The sequence below is a fragment of the Blastocatellia bacterium genome (assembly GCA_035573895.1).
GTDB lineage: Bacteria > Acidobacteriota > Blastocatellia > HR10 > HR10 > DATLZR01.
This window is the reverse complement of record DATLZR010000009.1, coordinates 25,416-45,829: the sequence shown is the minus strand read 5'-3', so window position 1 is coordinate 45,829 and position 20,414 is coordinate 25,416. Positions and strand designations below refer to the sequence as shown.

Annotated in this window: 17 protein-coding genes; 12 read left to right on the top strand and 5 right to left on the bottom strand. The window is 57.8% G+C overall.

Features of this window, described 5'->3' with window-relative positions; translation table 11 throughout:
• Positions 1–46 precede the first annotated feature (46 nt).
• The 4 genes from mutM (at position 47) to VNM72_00885 (ending at position 3,097) form a co-directional block, all read left to right on the top strand.
• The gene (gene mutM, locus VNM72_00900; GenBank protein HXF03957.1) at positions 47–889 is read left to right on the top strand and encodes a bifunctional DNA-formamidopyrimidine glycosylase/DNA-(apurinic or apyrimidinic site) lyase; all 843 of its coding nucleotides are present in this window, start codon (positions 47–49) and stop codon (positions 887–889) included.
• A gap of 143 nt (positions 890–1,032) precedes the next feature.
• Positions 1,033–1,320, top strand: a complete 288-nt coding sequence (locus VNM72_00895) for a hypothetical protein (GenBank protein HXF03956.1) — start codon at positions 1,033–1,035, stop codon at positions 1,318–1,320.
• 79 nt (positions 1,321–1,399) lie between these two features.
• Positions 1,400–2,176 (top strand): ABC transporter permease, encoded by a 777-nt coding sequence (locus tag VNM72_00890; protein HXF03955.1) that lies wholly within the window; start codon positions 1,400–1,402, stop codon positions 2,174–2,176.
• A gap of 489 nt (positions 2,177–2,665) precedes the next feature.
• Entirely contained in the window at positions 2,666–3,097 is a 432-nt protein-coding gene (locus VNM72_00885) for a DUF420 domain-containing protein (protein ID HXF03954.1), read from the top strand.
• Between the two features lie 42 nt (positions 3,098–3,139).
• Here the strand turns inward: VNM72_00885 and VNM72_00880 are convergent, their stop codons facing one another.
• Positions 3,140–4,000 carry an SCO family protein gene (locus tag VNM72_00880; protein HXF03953.1) on the bottom strand — a complete coding sequence of 287 codons (861 nt, stop codon included), beginning with the start codon at positions 3,998–4,000 and terminating at the stop codon, positions 3,140–3,142.
• Between the two features lie 330 nt (positions 4,001–4,330).
• On the opposite strand from VNM72_00880, the gene VNM72_00875 reads away from it, so the two are divergent.
• From VNM72_00875 to VNM72_00860, 4 genes are all read left to right on the top strand, one after another.
• Positions 4,331–5,056, top strand: a complete 726-nt coding sequence (locus VNM72_00875) for a TetR/AcrR family transcriptional regulator (GenBank protein HXF03952.1) — start codon at positions 4,331–4,333, stop codon at positions 5,054–5,056.
• A gap of 55 nt (positions 5,057–5,111) precedes the next feature.
• Positions 5,112–5,597 carry a (2Fe-2S)-binding protein gene (locus VNM72_00870; protein ID HXF03951.1) on the top strand — a complete coding sequence of 162 codons (486 nt, stop codon included), beginning with the start codon at positions 5,112–5,114 and terminating at the stop codon, positions 5,595–5,597.
• A 61-nt stretch (positions 5,598–5,658) separates the two neighbouring features.
• Entirely contained in the window at positions 5,659–8,043 is a 2,385-nt protein-coding gene (locus VNM72_00865) for a molybdopterin cofactor-binding domain-containing protein (protein HXF03950.1), read from the top strand.
• Positions 8,044–8,232: 189 nt separating this feature from the next.
• Positions 8,233–9,219 (top strand): FAD binding domain-containing protein, encoded by a 987-nt coding sequence (locus VNM72_00860; GenBank protein ID HXF03949.1) that lies wholly within the window; start codon positions 8,233–8,235, stop codon positions 9,217–9,219.
• A gap of 182 nt (positions 9,220–9,401) precedes the next feature.
• Here the strand turns inward: VNM72_00860 and VNM72_00855 are convergent, their stop codons facing one another.
• Positions 9,402–10,724, bottom strand: coding sequence for a DUF4147 domain-containing protein (locus VNM72_00855; GenBank protein ID HXF03948.1), 1,323 nt, complete (start codon positions 10,722–10,724; stop codon positions 9,402–9,404).
• A gap of 237 nt (positions 10,725–10,961) precedes the next feature.
• Here VNM72_00855 and VNM72_00850 point away from each other — a divergent pair, with 237 nt between their 5' ends.
• The 4 genes from VNM72_00850 to rsmD all read left to right on the top strand — a co-directional run bounded on the left by VNM72_00850 (position 10,962) and on the right by rsmD (position 18,080).
• Positions 10,962–11,879, top strand: coding sequence for a YihY/virulence factor BrkB family protein (locus VNM72_00850; protein HXF03947.1), 918 nt, complete (start codon positions 10,962–10,964; stop codon positions 11,877–11,879).
• 276 nt (positions 11,880–12,155) lie between these two features.
• On the top strand, positions 12,156–14,954 hold the full coding sequence (acnA, locus tag VNM72_00845) for an aconitate hydratase AcnA (protein HXF03946.1): 2,799 nt from the start codon (positions 12,156–12,158) through the stop codon (positions 14,952–14,954).
• A 213-nt stretch (positions 14,955–15,167) separates the two neighbouring features.
• Positions 15,168–17,357: an LPS assembly protein LptD gene (lptD, locus tag VNM72_00840; protein HXF03945.1), complete on the top strand. Its 2,190-nt coding sequence runs from the start codon at positions 15,168–15,170 to the stop codon at positions 17,355–17,357.
• A gap of 117 nt (positions 17,358–17,474) precedes the next feature.
• Positions 17,475–18,080: a 16S rRNA (guanine(966)-N(2))-methyltransferase RsmD gene (rsmD, locus tag VNM72_00835; protein HXF03944.1), complete on the top strand. Its 606-nt coding sequence runs from the start codon at positions 17,475–17,477 to the stop codon at positions 18,078–18,080.
• A gap of 139 nt (positions 18,081–18,219) precedes the next feature.
• Here the strand turns inward: rsmD and VNM72_00830 are convergent, their stop codons facing one another.
• The 3 genes from VNM72_00830 to VNM72_00820 form a co-directional block, all read right to left on the bottom strand.
• Positions 18,220–18,552, bottom strand: a complete 333-nt coding sequence (locus VNM72_00830; GenBank protein HXF03943.1) for a DUF6516 family protein — start codon at positions 18,550–18,552, stop codon at positions 18,220–18,222.
• 112 nt (positions 18,553–18,664) lie between these two features.
• Entirely contained in the window at positions 18,665–18,895 is a 231-nt protein-coding gene (locus VNM72_00825; protein ID HXF03942.1) for a hypothetical protein, read from the bottom strand.
• A 165-nt stretch (positions 18,896–19,060) separates the two neighbouring features.
• Positions 19,061–20,194 carry a VWA domain-containing protein gene (locus VNM72_00820; GenBank protein ID HXF03941.1) on the bottom strand — a complete coding sequence of 378 codons (1,134 nt, stop codon included), beginning with the start codon at positions 20,192–20,194 and terminating at the stop codon, positions 19,061–19,063.
• Positions 20,195–20,414 lie beyond the last annotated feature (220 nt).

The following is a 20,414-nucleotide window of genomic DNA, read 5'->3' as shown; positions in this document are numbered from 1 at the left end:
CGCGGGGAGAGTCCTTGACCTGCGCTCGTTCTCATGAGGAGTGAGTATGCCCGAGCTTCCTGAGGTTGATCACGTCGTTGGGCTCTTGAATCGAACGGTCGTGGGGAAAAAGATTGCCGATGTGACACTGCTTCGCCATGACCTGATGAAGAATCTGAGCCCGCGGGCCGTTGCGGGCCGATTGCGGGGATGCATCATCGAGCAAACAGAGCGTCGCGGAAAGTTCATCCTCATCCATCTCAGTCGAGGGTGGACCTTGCTTGTTCATCTGCGCATGACGGGAGGATTTGCCTACGGTCAACTCCACAGCCCGCTGCCTCGATATACGCGGGCTATTTTCACCTTCACCGATGGAAGCCGACTTCTCTATGAGGATCGGCGAAATCTCGGGGTGATATATCTTGTCCGAACCGAAGGGCTCAGCAGGTTAAAGGAGCTGAACAAGCTTGGTCCGGAACCTCTCGGCGCGGACTTCACCCTCTCAGCTTTTCGTGACGCACTCGGGATGAGCCGTCGGACGATTAAAGAGATATTGCTCGATCAACGGGTGGTCGTCGGTCTGGGCAACATCTATGCCGCGGAAGCTCTCCACCGTGCAGGAATTCGGCCCACACGAAAGGCTTATGAGGTCGCCCGGTCGCTTCATCGAGTAAAGGCTCTCTATCAGGCCATCCGGGAAACACTCCAGCGGGCCATCAGTGCGCGTACCGAGACGGCCCTTCACTTCACCTTTCTCGATGCTCCACCCCGGGCTTCTCGCGAGATCATCGAGGAATGTTTCCTGGTATACGGGCGTGAAGGAGAGCCATGTATGAGGTGTGGTGCTCGGATTCGCCGTCTGCGTCAGGGTGGTCGTTCGACCTACTACTGCCCCAGATGCCAGCGATGACGAAGGGGAGAGAGGTCGTCGCTTGACGCTTGAAACGGCTCGGGCAGCTTTCTTATAATGCCACACTTCGTGGATGACCGAGCCAAGATGATTGATCAGGGGATTCGCCGCAGGACGGGAGAAAAATCGGGATGTGGGAGGCTATGAGAGAGTTCATGATACTCAATGGGATATCCGCAGCAGTTGCCCTCATCTCGTTGGGCTTGGCAGTATGGACGGTATTGAGCAACAAGTTCAAAGGCGGGATTGACGATCTTTTTCTGGTCCTTACGTGTTTGTTCATCACTCTCGTCTTTTCCATTCAACCCGTGGCGTGGCTCCTTCGGAAGTGGGCACTCCGACGGGCCTCCGTTCCGGTAAAGGAGGCTGAAAAGCTCGCACCCGAGGGAGAGCCGGAAGCTGCCCAGAAGGAAAAGGTCGCCGTCAAGTGAGCGTGTTGATGGCGGCGTTTCTTCCGATATTCGAGGGAGCAGTTCCAGCGCCGTGTCAGGTTCCCGGCCATCTCCACTATTGCTTGTATGGATATCCAGTGCTTCGCTCTGGCGGCGCGAGCTGGTTCGTTTCTATCGCCAGCGATCTCGCGTCCTGGGTGTCATCGCCTCACCGCTCGTCTTCTGGCTCGTGATTGGGTCCGGCTTCGGAACATCCTTTCGCCCCGAAAGCGACCACCGCATCAGCTATCTGCAATACTTCTTCCCCGGCACGCTGGCGATGATCCTCCTCTTCACGTCAGTCTTTTGCATGATGTCGGTGATCGAGGACAGAAATGAGGGGTTCCTTCAATCGGTCCTGATCTCGCCGGTGCCACGGGTCTCCATTGTGCTGGGAAAAGTTCTCGGCGGCACCACGATTGCCGCATTCCAGGCAGCGCTTCTTCTTCCCCTGGCTCCCCTGGTCGGGTTCTCTCTTGACGGCGGACGCGTCGTTCTCCTTCTGGCAGTACTGCTACTGGTCGCCTTTGGGCTGACTTCCCTGGGATTTTTCTTCGCCTGGCGAATGAATTCGATACAGGGATTCCACGCCGTCATGAATGTCTTCCTGATCCCGATGTGGCTGTTGTCGGGGGCATTATTCCCTCGGGCAGGCGCGGCTCCGTGGGTCGCCTGGGTGATGAAGGCGAATCCGCTCAGCTATGGTCTGGCCCTCCTTCACCACGTTTTGTCGGCGAATCCCTCAACGTTCAGTAGTGACGAGCCGCGCGTCACAACAGCTCTGACTGTGAGCGTGCTCTTCAGCGCGACGATGTTCCTTCTAGGCCTTCTCCTCGTCGGACGGCGAAGCGGGTGAGCTGTCATTCCCCTGCCGCAATCAAGAGCGTCTGTCATTTCTTGATAAGTCGCCAGAGTTTGCTCGGGGCGTTCTCGACTGGCATCCGGCAGAATCGCTGGAGCAACATCCGACGGCTGACCCTTCACCTCCTGAATGAGCGATCGGGTGGTGAGCGTCCCCATCGCAGGAATCCATCCCTCGTTGAGCGGGAACGCGAAATCCAGGATCCGTAGGCACTTTTCCTCTGCGGGCGATCGCTACTTCTTTCCGGGCGGAGGGACCCCAGGTTGCTGCAATAATCCGGTGGTGTCACCATCTCTCCCGACCGGCTGTCAAAAAGAGTCCCGCTTGGACCAGTCGCTCGTCTTGTCGGCCGGCGAGGGTCTTTTGACTGTGGCTTCGTTCGGCCTTCCGGTCTTTCACGGCCCTTCCCGGTAATTGGGGCAGGGTCTGAAAACAGGGGGATCGTATACGGAATCAGCGTTTCTCGTTATAATCTTCGCTCGTATGATTTCATTGACCGACCTGCCAACGGTGAACGCGATCCTCAATGGTCTGAGCACGCTCTTTCTCCTTTGGGGGTTCTCTTTCATCCGACGGAAGCAAGTGAAGGGTCATCGAATCTGCATGGTGGCCGCATTCTCGACGTCGGTTCTTTTCCTCATCTCATATCTGACCTATCACTTTCATCACGGGGCGACGCGCTTCACCGGGCAGGGGTGGGTGCGCCCGATCTACTTTGGCATCCTCATCAGTCACACGGTATTAGCCGCCGTGATTGTTCCTCTCGTGCTGATTACTCTCACGCGCGCCTTGCGGCAGCACTATGATCGTCATCGGCGCATCGCTCGATGGACCTGGCCGCTATGGCTCTACGTGTCAATTACCGGAATCGTGGTTTATATGATGCTGTACCACCTCTACCCGGCTGTTCCCTGATTCCGGGACATGGGCGGAACAGGATACGGAATCGCCTTTGATTCACTGATCGGCGGCGATAATTTCGTTCACAAGCTCTTCGGCCTTCCACTCATTGCCCCGGAGGACGTTCTGGAGTTTTCCATTCGGTCGGATGATCGCCGTCGCCAAGTTGTGATTGATCAGTCCTCCTTCGGTCCAAAAGGACAGTCCGAGGCTTGCACCGAACTCAGCGATTTCGCGGATGGAACTCGTGGCAAATGTCCAGCGGGAGAAATCAGCTTTCCATCGCTCGCCATAGGCCCGGAGGACATCGGGCGTGTCGTAGTCGGGATCGAAGCTGACGGTCAAAAATTGCGTGCGCTTGCTCAGGGAAGGAGACCGCTGGTCGAGAAGTTTCTGGGCTTCGACGAATCGTTGACTCATGAGAGGACAAAAGTTCGGGAACGGGCACCGGGTGAAGATAAACGTCAGCGCGACGATTTTCCCGCTGAGATCGGAGAGACGGAACTCTCGACCATTTTGATCAATGAGACGAACGTCGGGAACATCATTGCCCGGCTGAACCAGATACTCTATGGGCAGCGGACGGGAACGATCCGGTAGCGGACGCCCCTCGCCCTTTTTGGTGACGCGAAGCCTGGAGATCCACCCCTCGCTCGACGTGACCGTGATCTCCCCTTCGACCTCATCGCCGGGAGTGATTCCATCAAGGAGAGCTGGCTCCTTCACGGGAAAGGGCATGGTCATCGCTTCCATGTAGCCGGGAATAGCCTCATGGGCGATGGTAATTGACTGGCGGTTGGCGGCTACAGCGACAACGCGACCCTTGAGGGGATAGACGCGAGGATGCTCCTGACACCCCGAAAAGCTCGAAACCAGGAGAACGATGAGAATGAGACCAGCGCCACCCTTGCTCTTCATAGGTCATGAAGTTTACTCCCCGGGCGAGGGAAATCAAGGCGAGGTAAGGATGTCGCCTCCTCCAGAAGCGGAGTCGGTGAAGTGGGTGGCAGGTGGAAATTTTGGCTACCTTACTGATCACTAAAAACAGCATAAGTCCTGGAGCCAAGCGATGGTGCCGGTGAAAGTCCTCCCGACCGGCGGGATCCGAGCGTTCGTCCGAAGGGGCAGTGAAAGAGGGGGAGTTCCCGGAAACGGATCGCCACCTCTGGGCAGAAGTACGCGGACGGCTTGACGAGCGCCGGGACGCAGGATAAGCTGGAGGCATATTTTTGAACAAGTAGTCAAAAAATGACGAATCAGTCAAAACAAAAGAAGAGCCGACGCGAGTTGAAGATCGAGCAGAAGAGGCTGGAGATTCTCCAGAGTGCCGCCGAGGCCTTTCGTCGGAACGGCTTCGTGGCCACCACGATGGATGACATCAGCGAGCGCCTGCTCATGACCAAGGGGAGCCTCTACTACTATTTCAAGAACAAAGAGGAAATCCTCTACTTCTGTCAGGACTATTCGCTCACGCTGCTGCTCAAACAGTTGGCCGAGGTGCAGCGGAGCGGCGCGCCTCCGGACGAGAAACTTCGTCGGGTGATTGTCGGTCAGGTCGCCGTTATCCTCGATGTCCTCAAGGCCTCCGCCATGCACGCCGATTTTCAGATGCTCTCACCGCCTCTGTTGAAGAAGGTGATTGCTAAGCGCGACCGCTACGAGCGGGGTATCCGTGCCATCATCGCCGAAGGGATTGCCCGGCGCGTCTTCGTCCCGTGCGACCCGAAGTTGATTGCGCTGGCCATTCTCGGAGCTATTAACTGGACGGTGAAGTGGTTTTCCCCGGCCGGACCGCTGTCGGCGGAAGCCATTGGTGAGGCATTTGCTGATTATTTCCTGCGCGGGCTCGCTCGCCGACCCGCCCCATCGCTTCCGGTCCCCTCGGGGGAGGTGCCCGCTCGTTTCGGCAATGCTGAAGGGCAGACGGTGACATCGGCTCCAAGCAAGACTACGCGCAGGCGGTTGGTTCCATAGTAGCGCACCGAGAGCGCGTGGCGCTCTGTGAGAAGGATCATTTGGAGGGGGAATGATGGATAGAGAGCTGATCGAATTGCGCGTGAACGGCGAGACCTATCAGGTTGCGGTTCCCGTCTACAAGACACTTCTGGAAGTGCTTCGTGAGGATTTGAGTCTGACGGGAACAAAACATGGATGCGAACTCGGTGAATGTGGGACGTGCACCGTGCTCGTGGATGGTTTGCCAGTTTTGTCATGTTTGATTCTGCCCATCGAGGTGGCGGGCAAAGAGATCATCACCGTGGAGGGACTGGCCCGGAACGGTCAGCTCCATCCTCTGCAGGTGGCTTTCGCCGAACTGGGAGCTGCACAGTGTGGTTATTGCACACCGGGAATCCTTGTCACGGCAGCGGCTTTGCTCGGAGAGAATCCCCGCCCTTCCCGTCAACAGATCAAGGAGGCCCTCGCGGGGAATCTCTGCCGCTGCACGGGGTATGTCAAAATCCTCGATGCCGTCGAGCGAGCGGCGGCTCGGATGAGCCAGTCAGGCGATCACTAAAGATGTCTCCACCTCTAGCGAGGCTGTTCGCGTCCATCTGCGGTGAATGTCGGAGGTGAACATGGATAACGAACTGAGCGTGATTGGTCAACCGTTGCCCAAGGTGGATGCCTGGGATAAATGCGTCGGTCGAACAATCTATGCGGACGATCTCAATCTGCCGCGACTGGCGGTGGGGAAAATTTTGCGAAGTCCGCATCCCCATGCCCTCATCAAGCGAATAGATGTGAACCGCGCGCGACGGATGCCCGGCGTCTATGCTGTCATTACGGGCGAGGATCTCCCGATAAAGTATGGCATCTTGCCCGTGAGTCAGGACGAAGAGGCGCTCTGCCGCGAGAAAGTTCGATTCATTGGGGATCCGGTGGCGGCGGTGGCGGCCGCCGACGAATGGATCGCCGAAGAAGCGCTCCGTCAGATCGAGGTGGAATATGAACTGCTCCCAGCGATCACGGGGATCGAGCAGGCCCTCGAAGAAAGGACTGTCCGCATTCACAGCTATGGAGACGGTCCGAACATTCACAAGATGGTCTCACTGGAGTTCGGCGATGTGGAGGCAGGCTTCGCCGAAGCCGACTATATCCGCGAGGACATATTCTTCTATCAGGGCAGCACCCATCTCCCGATGGAGCAGCATGCGGCAGTGGCTGACTTCGGTCCCGATGGAAAGTTGACGCTCTGGAGTTCGACGCAAACACCGCATTATGTTCATCGCGCACTGGCGAAAGTGCTGGAGCTTCCGCCGAGTCACATTCGCGTCATTGCTACTCCCGTGGGTGGAGGATTTGGCGGCAAGAGCGATCCTTTTTCCCACGAAATTGTGGCGGCCAAACTCTCGATGCTGGCGGGGCGACCGGTCAAGATCACGCTCACGCGGGAGGAAGTTTTCTACGTTCATCGCGGACGGCATCCCGTTCTCATGTGGGTTCGGACGGGGGTCAAGCGAGATGGAACGATCACGGCCATGCATTTTCGCACCTTTCTCGATGGCGGTGCCTATGGCAGTTACGGTGTGGCGAGCACGTATTACACCGGAGCCTTGCAAACGGTCACCTATCGGATTCCCCGGTACAAGTTTGAGGGGGTGCGGGTTTTCACCAATAAACCGCCATGTGGTCCCAAACGAGGCCATGGAACGCCTCAGCCGCGCTACGCGCTGGAAGTTCACCTGGATAAAATCGCCGAGGCTTTAGGGCTCGATCCCGTTCAACTCCGACGGCCTCAGGTCGTCCACGCTCCTTCGCGTACGGTCAACTGGTTGAGGATTTCCAGTTGCGGATTGCGCGAGTGTATTGATCGCGTGGTGGAAGCGTCGGGATTTCTCCGGAAATTCCGCCGCCTGCCCTTCGGGCGCGGCGTCGGTTTCGCCTGTAGCTCTTATTTGAGCGGAGCAGGCTTGCCGATTTACTGGAACGATCTGCCGCATTCGGGGGTGCAGATCAAAATTGATCGCGGGGGCGGCGTGACGGTCTTCTGCGGCAGCACCGACATCGGCCAGGGATCGGATTCCATCCTCGCCGCCATTGTCGCTGAAGTACTGGGAATTCGCCCCGAGGATATTCGCGTGATCACGGCGGATACGGATTTGACACCGGTGGATCTGGGGAGCTACTCCAGCCGCGTCACAGTGATGACGGGCAATGCCGCGATCGAAGCCGCAGAGAAGCTCCGTCGGCTTCTTTTTCGCGTGGCAGCGGAGCAACTCGATGTGCCGGAGGATCAACTTGCCGCCAGGGATCGGAGAATCTTCGATGCTCTGGCCCCGGATCGCTTCCTCACCTTTGCCGAGGTAGCGCAACGCGCCGAAGCGCGGTTTGGCACGCTGGGTGCCGTCGGCAGTTACAAACCTCCGGCAACAGAAGGCAAGTACAAAGGGGCGGGCGTGGGGCCATCGCCATCCTACAGTTATTCGGCCTGTGTCGTCGAACTCGACGTGGATCCCGAAACGGGACTCATCACGGTTCACAAGGTCTGGGTCGCTCACGACATCGGACGCGCGATCAATCCCCTTCTTGTTGAGGGGCAGATCGAGGGAAGCGTTTATATGGGTCTGGGTGAGGCATTGATGGAGGAGCAGGTCTTTCGTTCACGATCCGGCCTGCACAAAATCCCTTCGATGCTCGACTATAAAACTCCCACGATACTTGAAATGCCGGAGGTTGAGTGCATTCTGGTCGAAACCGACGATCCGAACGGCCCCTTTGGTGCAAAGGAAGCCGGGCAGGGACCACTGCTCCCCGTCCCGCCGGCGGTGGCCAATGCAGTGTATGATGCTGTCGGCGTGCGGATTGATGAAATTCCCATCACACCGGACAAAGTCCTTCGTGCTCTGGAGGACAAACGGCGAGGGGGTACGGGAAGGATCGGTCCCACCTCCATTCCCGACGTTCCGTGGCCCGAGCCGATTCGTGTCACACCACCCGCCGAGTGGATCGCCAGGCACTAGCATGCGAGGTGGGCCGACCGAAGACTGCTCCCTCCGCGTTCCTTCCTGTTGCGAGAAATGCGGAGTAATTGGATCAGAAGCCGGCGGACCGGAAATCCTCCGACGAATCACTTCGTTGGTGCTGATTGCTCGTGCCGATCGGCGTACAGTGAAGATGGGTGAGGATCTCTTTTGAGGAGAATCGCGTCTATGCTCAGATTGCCACGATTCCGCTACTACTCGGCTCGAACAATTGAGGAGGCTGTAAGAATCCTGAGCGATTATGGCCCCGAAGCCATGCCGGTGGCCGGTGGAACGGATGTATATCCCAAAATGAAGCGCAGGCAGTTTGAACCGAAAGTTCTCGTGGGCCTTCGCCAGGTGAGAGACCTTGCAGAGATAAAGGGTGATGGCTCCCGAGGGATGAGCATCGGTGCCGGGGCCACGCTGGCGATGATCGTTCAGAACAAAAACCTTGCGGCGTCCTACCCGGCGCTCGTTCGCGCCGGTCAGGTTATTGCCCATCCCCAAATTCGCAACATGGGGACGCTCGGAGGCAATCTCTGCCTGGATACGCGCTGCACCTACTACGACCAAACGTTGTTCTGGCGCGAGGCTCTGGGGTTTTGCCTGAAGAAAGATGGATCGGTATGTCCCGTCGCGCCAGGAGGCGATCGGTGCTGGGCGGTGTCTTCCACCGATGGAGCGCCCGCCGTGATTGCTCTGGATGCTCAGATTCGCCTCGTTGGTCCACAAGGAGAGCGGGTAATTTCGGCCGGCGAACTCTATCGGGATGACGGAAGGCAATTCCTCGCCAAGCGGCCCGATGAGATCATCGTGGAGGTCCTGCTTCCTCCTGCTGACGGCTGGAAGAGTACCTATTTGAAATTGCGGCGGCGGGGGGCGTTTGACTTTCCAGTTTTAGGTGTTGCAGTCGCTATCCAGGAGGACGGAGGGGTATGTCGTCAGGCGCGTATCGTTGTGGGAGGAGTCGGGTCCGCACCGATTCGCTGTCGTCCGGCTGAAGCCGTGCTCGTCGGAGACAGAATTGATGCCGACCGAATCGAAGAAGCTGCGCACCGCGTCTATCAAATCATCAAGCCTCTTGACAATACGGACTTCGTCCACCTCTATCGGAAAAAAATGGCTCCGGTCTTTACACGCCGCGCCCTGCAAGAGCTAATGGCAACGACATGAGTCACGAAATGCGTTTGCCGGCGGATGAAAAGTGCCAACGGAATCCGTTGGAACCGTTCATCTGCTGGCGAATCATTTTCCCAAGGGAAGGGAAATCAAGGGGGTCTCCTAATCCTCGACAGGCTGAGATGCATGGGCTCATGGGGGCGGCTCGTCGGGAGATTTTGCCTCGGCTTGTGCTCTCATCGGCGGGCCAACAGGAGACGGAGATCGCGGACATTGGTGCCCGTCGGCCCCGTCACGATGGTGTCTCCGAGGGCAGCGAAAAACGAATAAGAGTCGTTATCGGCAAGAAATTTCTTTGGGTCGAGACCGAGGGCCTCGGCCCGTGCAACGGTCGTTCGATCCGCAACGGCTCCCGCGGCCGGACTGATGCCGTCAATTCCGTCGGTTCCTGCGCTCAGAACGGCAACATCCAGCGGGTCTTTGAGTTCGGCGATTTTGAGCGCGGCGTAGAGCACGAACTCCTGATTTCTTCCACCAACGCCAGACCCCGTGACGGGGCAGCTCACTTCACCTCCGGAAACAAGACACACGGTCTGTTCGGGGAACTTCTCAGCGAGCTGGAACAGCCGGGCGAGTAGCCGATCAGCAACAATTCGATAATGCTCCTCGTTCGGGCTGTCATCCACTTCCACGAGGCATTCGCGTTCCCTCGCCATGGTGGCAGCAGCATCCAGCGCTGTTCGATTGTCCATCACCAGATGATGGGTGCTTCGTGAGAAGATCGGATCGCCGGGTTTCGGGGTCTCATCACGGCGGCCGTGAGAGAGGATATCGGCGATCCGCGGGGGCAATTTTTTTATCACCTCGTATTTTGCGACTACGGCGAGAACGTCATCCCATGTCGTCTCGTCGGGCAACGTGGGACCCGAGGCTATGGTCGAAAGGTCGCCGGGGTTCACATCCGAAACGTAGAGCGAGATTTGCCGCGCCGGATGGGCCCGCTCGGCGAGCCGGCCCCCTTTGATGGCCGACAGGTGTTTTCGCACGGCGTTGATCTCTCTAATCGTCGCTCCGCAGGTGACGAGCGCGCGATTGAGCTGTTGCAAATCGGCCAGTGTGAGAGTTTCGAATAGCGGAACCTCAATGAGCGCGGAACCTCCTCCTGAAATGAGGAAGAAAACGAGCGTCTCCTCATCTCGACGAGAGAGAAGTTCGATGATGCGCCGACCTGCCTCGAGACTTCCCTCGTTCGGAGTGGGATGGCCACCGACGATGATGGGGTGCCGGGAGAGGGCCGCGGGGACCTCGGCGGGAAGCGCGTTGGTCACAATGACGGCATCCGTCAGATCCTCGGCCAGGATCTCAGCCAGCACGGCAGCCATTGTGACGGAGGCTTTGCCAAACGCGATGAGAAAAACCTGGCGGTAGTCGGTCAGATCAAAGGTGTCCCCATAGACCTCCAGCCGCGTTCCCTGCCGGCGGATGTGGGATCGCAGTACAGATTTCAGTTCGATCCGGCCAAGAGTTTCCCGGAAAATGTCCCGCGCCAGGTCTTTCATACGGTGGATCATTGTACCACATGACGGATGGCATGAAGCCTGTGAGGCTGCACTCATGATCTCCACCGGCAAGCCGGTCGGCTCACTTCAATCCGATTGTGGCGCGAAGACTCTGACCCATCAGTGCACGCCTCGACTGAAAGAACGAAATTTGCTCAGCCAGAACTCCATGGCTTGTGCTATAATCTCGCCGTCTTTGTGAGAGGGAATGAGCGAGAGTGACAGGGGGACAGGGCGATGGCTCATGTTTCGTTTGCCGTGATTAAGAAGGGAATACCCAAGCGGAAGATTCTGGCGGAGACATTTCGGCAGTTCCTGGCCAACGATTTACCGACATCGGCGGCAGCCATCTCGTACTTTGCGATGCTCGGGCTTTACCCCTTTTTCCTGCTTCTTTATCTGGTGAGCGAACAATTCCCGCAGTTTCGGATCATCAGCGCGCGAGCCATCGAAACGGTTCTCGGACTCCTGCCGACCTCCAGGCAGGTTCTGGAGTCGAATCGCGACTCCATCGTACAACTTTCCCGGGCGAGCGTTATCAGTTGCGTTCTGATCATCGTGTGGGTGGCGTCGTGGGCGTTCACCATTGTCGAGCGTGCCGTCAATCGCATCTGGCGAACCTGTTGCCGTTCGTTCTGGCACGGGCGTGTGCTCGCTCTGGCGATGATGATCGTGGTCGCGGGTCTTCTGGCTCTCTCGGCCATGATGACGACGATGGTCGGCTTTTTCGAGACGGAGACCAGCCGACTGACGCTCCACTCCGGCGCTCTCATTTTCGTAGATCGTCATCTCTGGCAATTCGTGATCGGTGTTGTGGGATTGTTCTTGACGATTGCCCTCTTTTGTGTCGTCTATACGGTCATGCCCAACACGCCGGTGAAGGTCGTCGAAGCGTTGCCGGGAGCGATCCTTGCCGGGGGAGCCTGGGAGCTGGCGAAATATCTTTTCACCTGGAGCCTCGTGAAATTCCCCTACGACCAGCTTTACGGGTCAATTGCGGCGGTGGTAGCGACGCTCACCTGGATTTACATTTCGGCGCTCGTCATGCTCTTCGGAGCGCAGATGACCGCTCTTCTCCACCGCGAGGACCTGGTGCAGGAGCATGCCCCGACCCAGAAGGTCGCGCACGCGACGGTCCGCCTCGGACAGTCATGACGCCCACCCGATTGCCGGCAAAGCCGGGTGACACAGGAAACGATTGCGACATTTTGATCGGAGATTCGCGCCGCGCTCCCTGATGAGAGGGAGAGCGCTCGTTCCCTTCGAGTGATGGAACTCATTTTGCCCGACCGACGTCCACCTTCCTGAGAGGAGCTAAGGTTTGAAAGATCACTCTGCCGCTGGTATGATAGTTCGTTGCCTGCGATGATCGAGCGGCGGCAGGGAGATCATCGCACCAAGGCGCGATTTCGTTTCTGAGGAGTTAGTGGCATGGCGCACAGATCCGCTGACACCTTCCGCACCCGAACCCTCTTTCGCGGGGCCGGGCTTTTGTTCGAGTATTATTCGCTGGACGCTCTCAGCCGAGCGGGCCTCGGAGAGGTCGAGCGACTGCCGTTCTCGCTCAAGATTCTGCTGGAGAATTTGCTTCGGTTCGAGGATGGGATCACCGTGACGGCGGACGATATTGCGGCCGTCTGCCGCGCCGTCGGCCCGAAGCGGCCGGAGAGGGAAATCGCCTTTCGTCCGGCGCGTGTGCTGATGCAGGATTTCACGGGCGTCCCGGCCATTGTTGATCTGGCCACGATGCGCGACACCATCAAGCGACTCGGTGGTGATCCGAAGCGCATCAATCCGCTTCAACCGGTCGAGCTGGTCATTGATCATTCGGTTCAGGTTGACGCTTTCGGTTCTCCCGAGGCGTTCGCCGTCAACGCCGAGCGCGAATATGAGCGGAACCGCGAGCGCTATGTTTTCCTCAAGTGGGGGCAGGGAGCGTTTGAAAACTTCAAAGTGGTTCCTCCGGAGACGGGGATCGTTCACCAGGTCAACCTGGAATATCTGGCGCGGGTCGTCTGTACCGAGGTTCACAACGGGGTCGCCGTGGCGTTCCCGGATACCCTCGTGGGGACCGATTCGCACACGACAATGATCAACGGTCTGGGCGTGCTCGGCTGGGGAGTCGGAGGAATCGAGGCGGAGGCGGCCATGCTGGGGCAACCTCTTTCTCTACTGATCCCGGAGGTTGTCGGCGTAAAGCTGACGGGTTCGTTGCCCGTTGGAGCGACGGCGACGGACCTTGTTCTTACCGTCACCCAGCTTCTGCGGAAAAAGGGCGTCGTCGGGAAGTTCGTCGAGTTTTATGGACCGGGTCTCGATGCATTGAGTCTTCCCGACCGAGCGACGGTAGCGAATATGGCTCCGGAGTATGGGGCCACGATTGGCTTCTTCCCGGTGGACGATCAGACGCTCGAGTATTTGCGATTGACCGGACGGGATGAGTCTCTCGTGCAACTCGTCGAGGCCTATACCAAGGCTCAAGGTCTCTTCCGGACAGCTACGACGCCCGATCCCGTTTTCAGCGATGTGCTCGAGCTTGATCTCGCAACAATTGAACCCAGTTTGGCGGGACCGCGTCGTCCTCAGGATCGGGTTCCCCTCGGGCATGCCAAGCGAGAGTTTCGTCGCGCGCTTGTCGGATTTCTGGAGCGTGAGGTGAAAACCGTTGATCCCGACATCCTCACCCGTTGGATTGATGAAGGCGATGGGCAAGGGTATTCAGGCTCAGAGGCAGACGGTGAGGCTCTCAGCCCGCTGCTTCGTCGGGCTGTCGTTCGGTTCAACGGCTCCTCCTGCGAGCTGGCTCATGGAGCGGTTGTGATCTCGGCGATCACAAGCTGCACGAATACCTCTAATCCGACGGTACTGCTGGCGGCAGGGCTTCTGGCGAAAAAAGCGGTCGAACGGGGATTGACAGTCAAGCCGTGGGTGAAGACGAGTCTCGCGCCAGGATCGAAGGTCGTAACCGAGTACCTCCGGGAGACGGGCCTGCTCGACTATCTGGAGAAGTTGCGATTTCATCTCGTCGGTTACGGATGCACGACCTGCATTGGCAATAGTGGTCCTTTGCCCGACGCGATTGGTCAAGCCATCAAGGAGCACGGTCTGGTGGCTGCGGCTGTGCTCAGCGGCAATCGCAACTTTGAAGGTCGAGTTCATCCCTTCGTCCGGGCGAACTATCTGGCGTCGCCGCCGCTGGTTGTGGCTTACGCGTTGGCGGGAACCGTAGATATTGACCTCGTGCGGGAACCGGTCGGTTACGATTCGCATGGGCATCCCATCTTTTTGAAGGACATCTGGCCGTCGGAGCAAGAAATTCAGCAAGCTCTTTCCTCGGCAATCCGCCGGGAGATGTTCCTTCGAGTTTATTCCGATGTCTTTGCGGGCGACGAGCGGTGGCAGCGCTTGGAGGCTCCCGGCGGAGACCTCTTCGCCTGGGATGAGGCTTCAACGTATATCAAACGCGCTCCCTTTTTCGACGGGATGACCCTGGATGTTCCGCCGCTTGATGATATTCGACAGGCGCGCGTGCTGGTTCTTTTGGGCGATTCCGTGACGACGGATCACATATCGCCGGCGGGGTCCATCCCCGCGGACAGTCCCGCGGGTCAGTATCTCATCGCGCAGGGCGTCTCTCCCCGCGATTTCAATTCCTACGGCGCTCGTCGGGGAAATCACGAGGTGATGGTGCGAGGGACATTTGCTAACATTCGGCTGCGCAATCTGCTTGTGCCGGGAGTGGAGGGAGGATGGACGCTTCATTTTCCCGACCGAGAGAAGATGACCATCTACGAGGCGGCCATGCGCTATCAGGCCGACGGCGTCCCGCTCCTTGTGATCGCCGGGAAGGAGTACGGGTCGGGGTCGTCGCGGGATTGGGCGGCCAAAGGACCCAGGCTCCTTGGCGTGCGGGCCGTTCTGGCCGAAAGCTTTGAACGCATCCATCGCAGCAATCTCGTCGGAATGGGCATTCTGCCTCTCGAATTCCTCCCGGGCGAAAATCGCGAGACGCTCGGTTTGGACGGGACGGAAATCTTCGACATCGAGGGCATCCGGGCGGGACTTACGCCACGAGGACGAGTCACCGTCCAGGCGCAACGCGCCGATGGGACGGTAACGCGGTTCGAGGTTATTGCCCGCGTGGACACTCCGGTTGAGCTGGAGTACTACCGCCATGGGGGCATTCTCCCGTATGTGCTCCGTCATCTGCTGACAGCGTCCGCATCGTGAAGAAGACCGTCCCGTCGCCACGGCGCCCGTGTTGTCCTTTGGCGGTATGAGGATCGGGCGGATAGGCGAGGATCGTTGCTGGCATCATCCATTCCTATGATCGGCATCCTCCTTGTGGTTCCTCTTCTGGCTCAGGCTTCCGCGGAGAACTCTGCGGCGATGCTCCCGAGCAGGGCAGTGGTCCAGAAGCGGCCTGTTATCCCATATGAAAATGTGGACATCGAAGCGGATCGGTCACGTCACGAGGGGACAAAGACGATCTATGAAGGCGCCGTCGAAGTGCGAGCGGGGACAATGCGTCTGCTGACAGATCGGCTGGTCTATAACGAAGAGACTCACGAGGTGGAGGCCATCGGCCACGTCGTCTTTGATGAAGTGGGCATCCATGTTGAGGGGACGCGCGCCTTCTATAATCTTAAAACGCGCGAGGGGGGAGTCTGGAACGCCCGCGGGCACACCGATCGTAGTCCCGATGGAACCACGCTCTATTTTGAGGCCGAGCAAATACTCCGACTCGCCTCCGATACGTACGAAGTGGTGAAGGGGCGATTGACCTCCTGTCAGGGCGTGCGACCGATCTGGAGTCTGACGACGGCTCGAATGAAATTCACCGTCAATCGCCGCGTCTCGCTTCGGTGGCCGGCGTTCCGCGTCAAGGAGATTCCCGTGCTCGTGTTGCCCTATGCCTCGGTGCCGCTGACGCCGCGCGTGCGCAGTTCGGGATTCCTCATCCCCGGCTTCAGCCGATCCAGCGTCAAAGGCATCTCCCTCTCGATTCCTTACTACCAGACGCTCGGCCGGAGCGCTGACATCACGCCTCGACTGGAGGTATACAGCGCACGGGGAATTGGCTATGGCGCCGACCTCCGGGCTCGTCCGGGCGAGCAATCTTCTTTGACGACAGGATTTTTCATCGTTCAGGATCGGTTGTTCGGGCAGCCGGGACCGGATCAAGGAGGCACCGCCTTTTACCTCAAGGGAGTCCAGTTTCTACCCCACGGCTTCATCGGAACAGCCGACGTCAACATCACGAGCAGCCTTGCCTTCCGTCAGGTCTTCTCCGATAGCTTCCAGCAGGCTATTTCACCGGAAGAAAAGACACAGATCACGCTCACCAACAATTTCGGCGATTACAGTTTCAACTCGCTGATTATGGCTCGAACGTTCACCCTTCCCGGCGGATCTGTTCGGTTGCGAACTCTTCCCTCATTTAATCTCCTGAGCCGTCCCCAGAACGTAGTCAGGGGCCTCCCCCTTTATCTCTCTTTCGACATTGCTGCCGACGGCATCTCGCGCAAAGAGGCAGCGCTTAAGACTCCGTCGGTCGTTCAACGACTCGATGCGCAACCTCGGCTCACGCTGCCGATCCTCGACGTCGCGGGCATGACAATTACGCCGGAACTGGCGCTGCGGGCGACATTCTATTCCGACACGGCGGACCCTCAGGATCGCACGCGGGTTCTCGGCGAGAGTTTCACACGCCGGTCACTTGATTTCTCTTTGGAGATTCGGCCTCCGGCTCTTGAGCGGGATTTTCATCATCGAGATGGGTCGCGTTGGTTCACTCATCTGATCGAACCGACAATCACCTATCGCCGGACCGCAGGCATCGGCTTGAACATTACCCGTATCCTCCGCGTTGACGAGCGGGATATCATCACCGATACAAACGAAATCGAGTATTCGCTCGCCCATCGTTTTTTAGGTCGTCGGAAAACGACGGACGGCCAAATGGTCCCTCACGAGCTGTTTTCGATAACGGTCCGTCAAAAGTACTTTTTCGATCCGACCTTCGGAGGGGCTTTAACGCCGGGGCGTCGCAATCAATTTCTTCCTCTGATGAGCCTGTCGGGATTCTCCTTTGGAGGGCGACTTCGGCGATGGTCTCCCGTGAATGTCACCACTCGTTTACAGCCGCTTTCTTCCCTCTTTGCTGATATCCGGTTTGACTACGATGTGCAGCAGCGCGAGGTGCGGAATATCAGCGTCGCAGGCGGAGTGCGTCGTTCGAGCTTTTCCGTTTTTCAAACCTGGTTCATGAGTCGCCAGATCCGATTGGGAAACGGTGAAATGGAAGCGGGAACCTTCGCTGGAAATCTCTCCCAATCCTCGGTGACCGTCGGACGGCTGACTCAAGGACTTTTCATGGCGGCGGATGTTCTTTACGATTTCACCGATCGAAAGATTGAGGGACGAGTTTCGTCGCATCGGTTGGTGTCCTCGACGCTGCGCATCGGGTACGCTTTTCACTGCTGCAGTATTGTCGTGCAGAACACGACGTTCCGCATCGGCGTGAGGAGGGAAAACCGTCTGGCGTTCGCGCTCGTTCTCAATGGCATCGGAAGCTTCGGAGCCCACACTGCCGCCGGACGTCGCGTATTTGATCCCTATTCGCCGTTTTGATTGTGATGCGAGGGAGACAGGTTTCACCATTCGGGTTTTCGATTTCTCCGGCCCTACGGGCTTGATGGCTCAGCTCCGGGGGAATGCCGCGCTCGGTGGGCATTTGCGAGGTGCTCGATGCGGGTCATTGCCGGTCGCTACAAGGGAAGGCGATTAAAGAGTCCACCGGGGCTCGACGTCCGACCGACGCCGGACCGGCTGAAAGAATCCCTTTTCAATATCCTGCAGGATCGGCTTCCCGGCTCGCGGTTTCTCGATCTCTGCGCGGGGACGGGTTCGGCTGGCATTGAGGCGTTGAGCCGAGGAGCTACCTTCGTCCTTTTTGTCGAGAGATCTCGCGCGGCCGTGGCAGTTTTGCGGGAAAATCTGCGCGCATTGAACATTATTGAGGGCTACGACGTCTATTGCGGTGACGCCCTCGTTGCCCTCGAGCAGCTTATCGAACGTGGCGATCGCTTCGATATCGTCTTTTTCGATCCGCCCTACGCCTCAAACCTCTATGAGCCTGTCATGAGCTGCCTCGGTGGGGGCGAGGTTCTTGCTCCCGGTGGCATTCTCATCGTTATGCACCATCGGAAGATGTCTCTGGAGCCCCTATACGGCGTCCTCGAACGCACGCGCCAGGTCATTCAGGGAGAGAATGTCTTGAGCTTTTACGTCATTTCACCGGAGCCCGATAGCCGGGTCGCGCCCGAACGTGGGCATCGGGATGGCGAACCGTAACCCGAATGCGGCGGTAGCTCCCATCGCGTGCAGTGTTGAACGATTTCTCTTGAAATGAGGAGGGCCGGTTCAAAAGGGATTGTACTGTTCCCACACCATGACCTGACCGAATTTCGGAGGGCTTTCCTTTTTAGCGGAGTTAACGCCTCATTCTTCCCTGCGCTCTTTCAGCTAAAACCTTCTCGACTTCCTTCAGGAAGTCCTCAATTCGACCCGTAAAGGACCGAATTCGTCCCTTTTCATCATGAAGGTGATGAGGGAAAGCTACGAGTTTGCGCTTCCTGTAATCAAGAGGATGGTGGGGCGAGGGGTCCGCGCGAATGACAACAGCTTCGTTTTTATGGAGAAGCACATAGCTATAGGTCTGAATCTCTAACTCCTTGCCGGGAAAATGGTATTCCTCTTCGATTCGCAGGTTGTAGGCGAAGGGAAGGGGGACCTCCAGATGCAGCAAAAACATGACGACTGCCATTTCGACTCGGTCTGGGAAATGGACGTGGAAATTCGGAAGTAGACTAAAAGTGTTCGTTATTAGGTCGTATATCTTCCAGCATCGCTCATAGACCAGCCATCGTTGCCATGCGTCAGAAGGCACCGGCCAGCACCTCTTCGAGGGAAAACTTTGTCTTAAGAAGTCGGAAATAACTGCGGTAGCACATCGCCCAGGAGAGGAAGTCAGGGTGATCTTCTGCGGGGGTTCCTACGATGAGCTTATAGAAGACCTCAGATCGCATATTGTACCTCTTCTCATAATAGTGGAGGCGTTCGGTCAGTTCCTGCAGGGCATGATCGGTTGGTAGGGACCCCTTCGTCATCCTCTTGAGGAACGCGTGTTTCGATAACCTCTTTGCCTGTTGAATTTGTCTCATGAATTCTCCCGCAAAATTCTCTCGTGATCCGCGCAAATGATAGCTTTTGAAGGAACTGGCGTCTAGGGCTTCATTTCGGTTTGACCTCCCGTAGCGCAGTAATCAAGGATCTTATTGTTTGCTCGGAGCCCGATAGCCGGGTCGCGCCCGAACGTGGGCATCGGGATGGCGAACCGTAACCCGAATGCGCCGGTAGCTCCCATCGCGTGCAGTGTTGGAGGGATAGTATCCGAGCATATACTGGTGGCGCAGTTCGTCCGCGATCTGCTCAAAAACACCCGGCAGATCGTAAAGGGTGTCGGCAGCATATAAAGCTCCGCCGGTTCGGTCGGCTAACTCAGAGAGGTAGGCTTCACCCCGTCGGTACATCTCCTCCAATCGTCCGTTGGTCGGAGACCCTGGCCCTCGTCGGGGCGATGGCGTGGGCGATGGCCAACGTCCCGGCACGGGGAAGGGACCAGTATTAGGCCAGGGAATCGGCCAGCGCGTCCGTTGTGGCGCACGGGGGAAGGGAAGAGGTACCGGGATCCGTCCGATGATGACCCCGCCTGAGCCTCCCATTCGTCGGGCGACCGCCTCCAGGGTGTTGTAGCGTATCGAGTAGACGAGAACATTTGATTCTTCCAGGTCCCGGATCGTACCGTCAAAAGTGGCATTTTGACTGGCCGTGTCCACCCCGTCGGTGAAGAGTACGATGGCCTTTCGTCCTGAGAGGTGGTTTAGATGTTGCTCAACTGTGTAAGCGACCGCATCATAGAGACGGGTGGATCCGCCCGACCGAACTCGCCGAATAGCGCGAACGATCTCCCGCCGGTCCGATGTCAGCTCGCATTGCAGGTCAATGTCATCGTCAAAGGAAATCACCATCACCCGATCATAGTCGTGGAGCTGCTCGACAAAAGTGATGGCAGCATCCTGAATTCGCGGCAGTTCCTCGCGGGTGCTCCCGCTCGTGTCCAGAAGGAGGGCCACATTGAACGGTTCTTCCGTGTTGGAGAAGAAGGCGATTTCCTGCTCGATGCCGTCTTCAAAAAGGCGGAAGTGCTCTTTCTTCAAGTTGGCAATGTACCGGTTGTTGCTGTCGCGGACGACGACGGGAACGTTGATGAGCGTTCCCGTCAGCTCAATGACGTCACCCCGTTGCTCCGTCGTGCGCTGCGACGGGCGATCTTGTGACCGGGAGATTGGCGGCCACAAGAGCGAGAAGGTGAGGAGTACGACAACGCCGGTGGGTCCCGATTTCATTTCCTCCTCCTTCTTTTGGCTTGAGATCATGGGTCTTCACGACGAGAAGTTTACACCGCATCAGATTAGAGTTGCTGCAGATGGCCATTAGAATGAGCTAATGAGACTGCCGGCCTGCGCACCAGGGCGGCAATTTCAGGTGCCTCCCCCCCAATGGTCAAATGTCTCGATCGCAGGTTTCTGGCGTCATCGAGAAGTCGGGAGTGAGAGGTCCCGCTTG

What these genes read in the sequence shown, in the direction of transcription:
- mutM (HXF03957.1), top strand. Translation starts at nt 47, where the DNA reads ATGCCCGAGCTTCCTGAGGTTGATCACGTCGTTGGGCTCTTGAATCGA.
- VNM72_00895 (HXF03956.1), top strand. Translation starts at nt 1,033, where the DNA reads ATGAGAGAGTTCATGATACTCAATGGGATATCCGCAGCAGTTGCCCTC.
- VNM72_00885 (HXF03954.1), top strand. Translation starts at nt 2,666, where the DNA reads ATGATTTCATTGACCGACCTGCCAACGGTGAACGCGATCCTCAATGGT.
- VNM72_00880 (HXF03953.1), bottom strand. Translation starts at nt 4,000, where the DNA reads ATGAAGAGCAAGGGTGGCGCTGGTCTCATTCTCATCGTTCTCCTGGTT.
- VNM72_00875 (HXF03952.1), top strand. Translation starts at nt 4,331, where the DNA reads ATGACGAATCAGTCAAAACAAAAGAAGAGCCGACGCGAGTTGAAGATC.
- VNM72_00870 (HXF03951.1), top strand. Translation starts at nt 5,112, where the DNA reads ATGGATAGAGAGCTGATCGAATTGCGCGTGAACGGCGAGACCTATCAG.
- VNM72_00865 (HXF03950.1), top strand. Translation starts at nt 5,659, where the DNA reads ATGGATAACGAACTGAGCGTGATTGGTCAACCGTTGCCCAAGGTGGAT.
- VNM72_00860 (HXF03949.1), top strand. Translation starts at nt 8,233, where the DNA reads ATGCTCAGATTGCCACGATTCCGCTACTACTCGGCTCGAACAATTGAG.
- VNM72_00855 (HXF03948.1), bottom strand. Translation starts at nt 10,724, where the DNA reads ATGAAAGACCTGGCGCGGGACATTTTCCGGGAAACTCTTGGCCGGATC.
- VNM72_00850 (HXF03947.1), top strand. Translation starts at nt 10,962, where the DNA reads ATGGCTCATGTTTCGTTTGCCGTGATTAAGAAGGGAATACCCAAGCGG.
- acnA (HXF03946.1), top strand. Translation starts at nt 12,156, where the DNA reads ATGGCGCACAGATCCGCTGACACCTTCCGCACCCGAACCCTCTTTCGC.
- rsmD (HXF03944.1), top strand. Translation starts at nt 17,475, where the DNA reads ATGCGGGTCATTGCCGGTCGCTACAAGGGAAGGCGATTAAAGAGTCCA.
- VNM72_00830 (HXF03943.1), bottom strand. Translation starts at nt 18,552, where the DNA reads ATGGCAGTCGTCATGTTTTTGCTGCATCTGGAGGTCCCCCTTCCCTTC.
- VNM72_00825 (HXF03942.1), bottom strand. Translation starts at nt 18,895, where the DNA reads ATGACGAAGGGGTCCCTACCAACCGATCATGCCCTGCAGGAACTGACC.
- VNM72_00820 (HXF03941.1), bottom strand. Translation starts at nt 20,194, where the DNA reads ATGAAATCGGGACCCACCGGCGTTGTCGTACTCCTCACCTTCTCGCTC.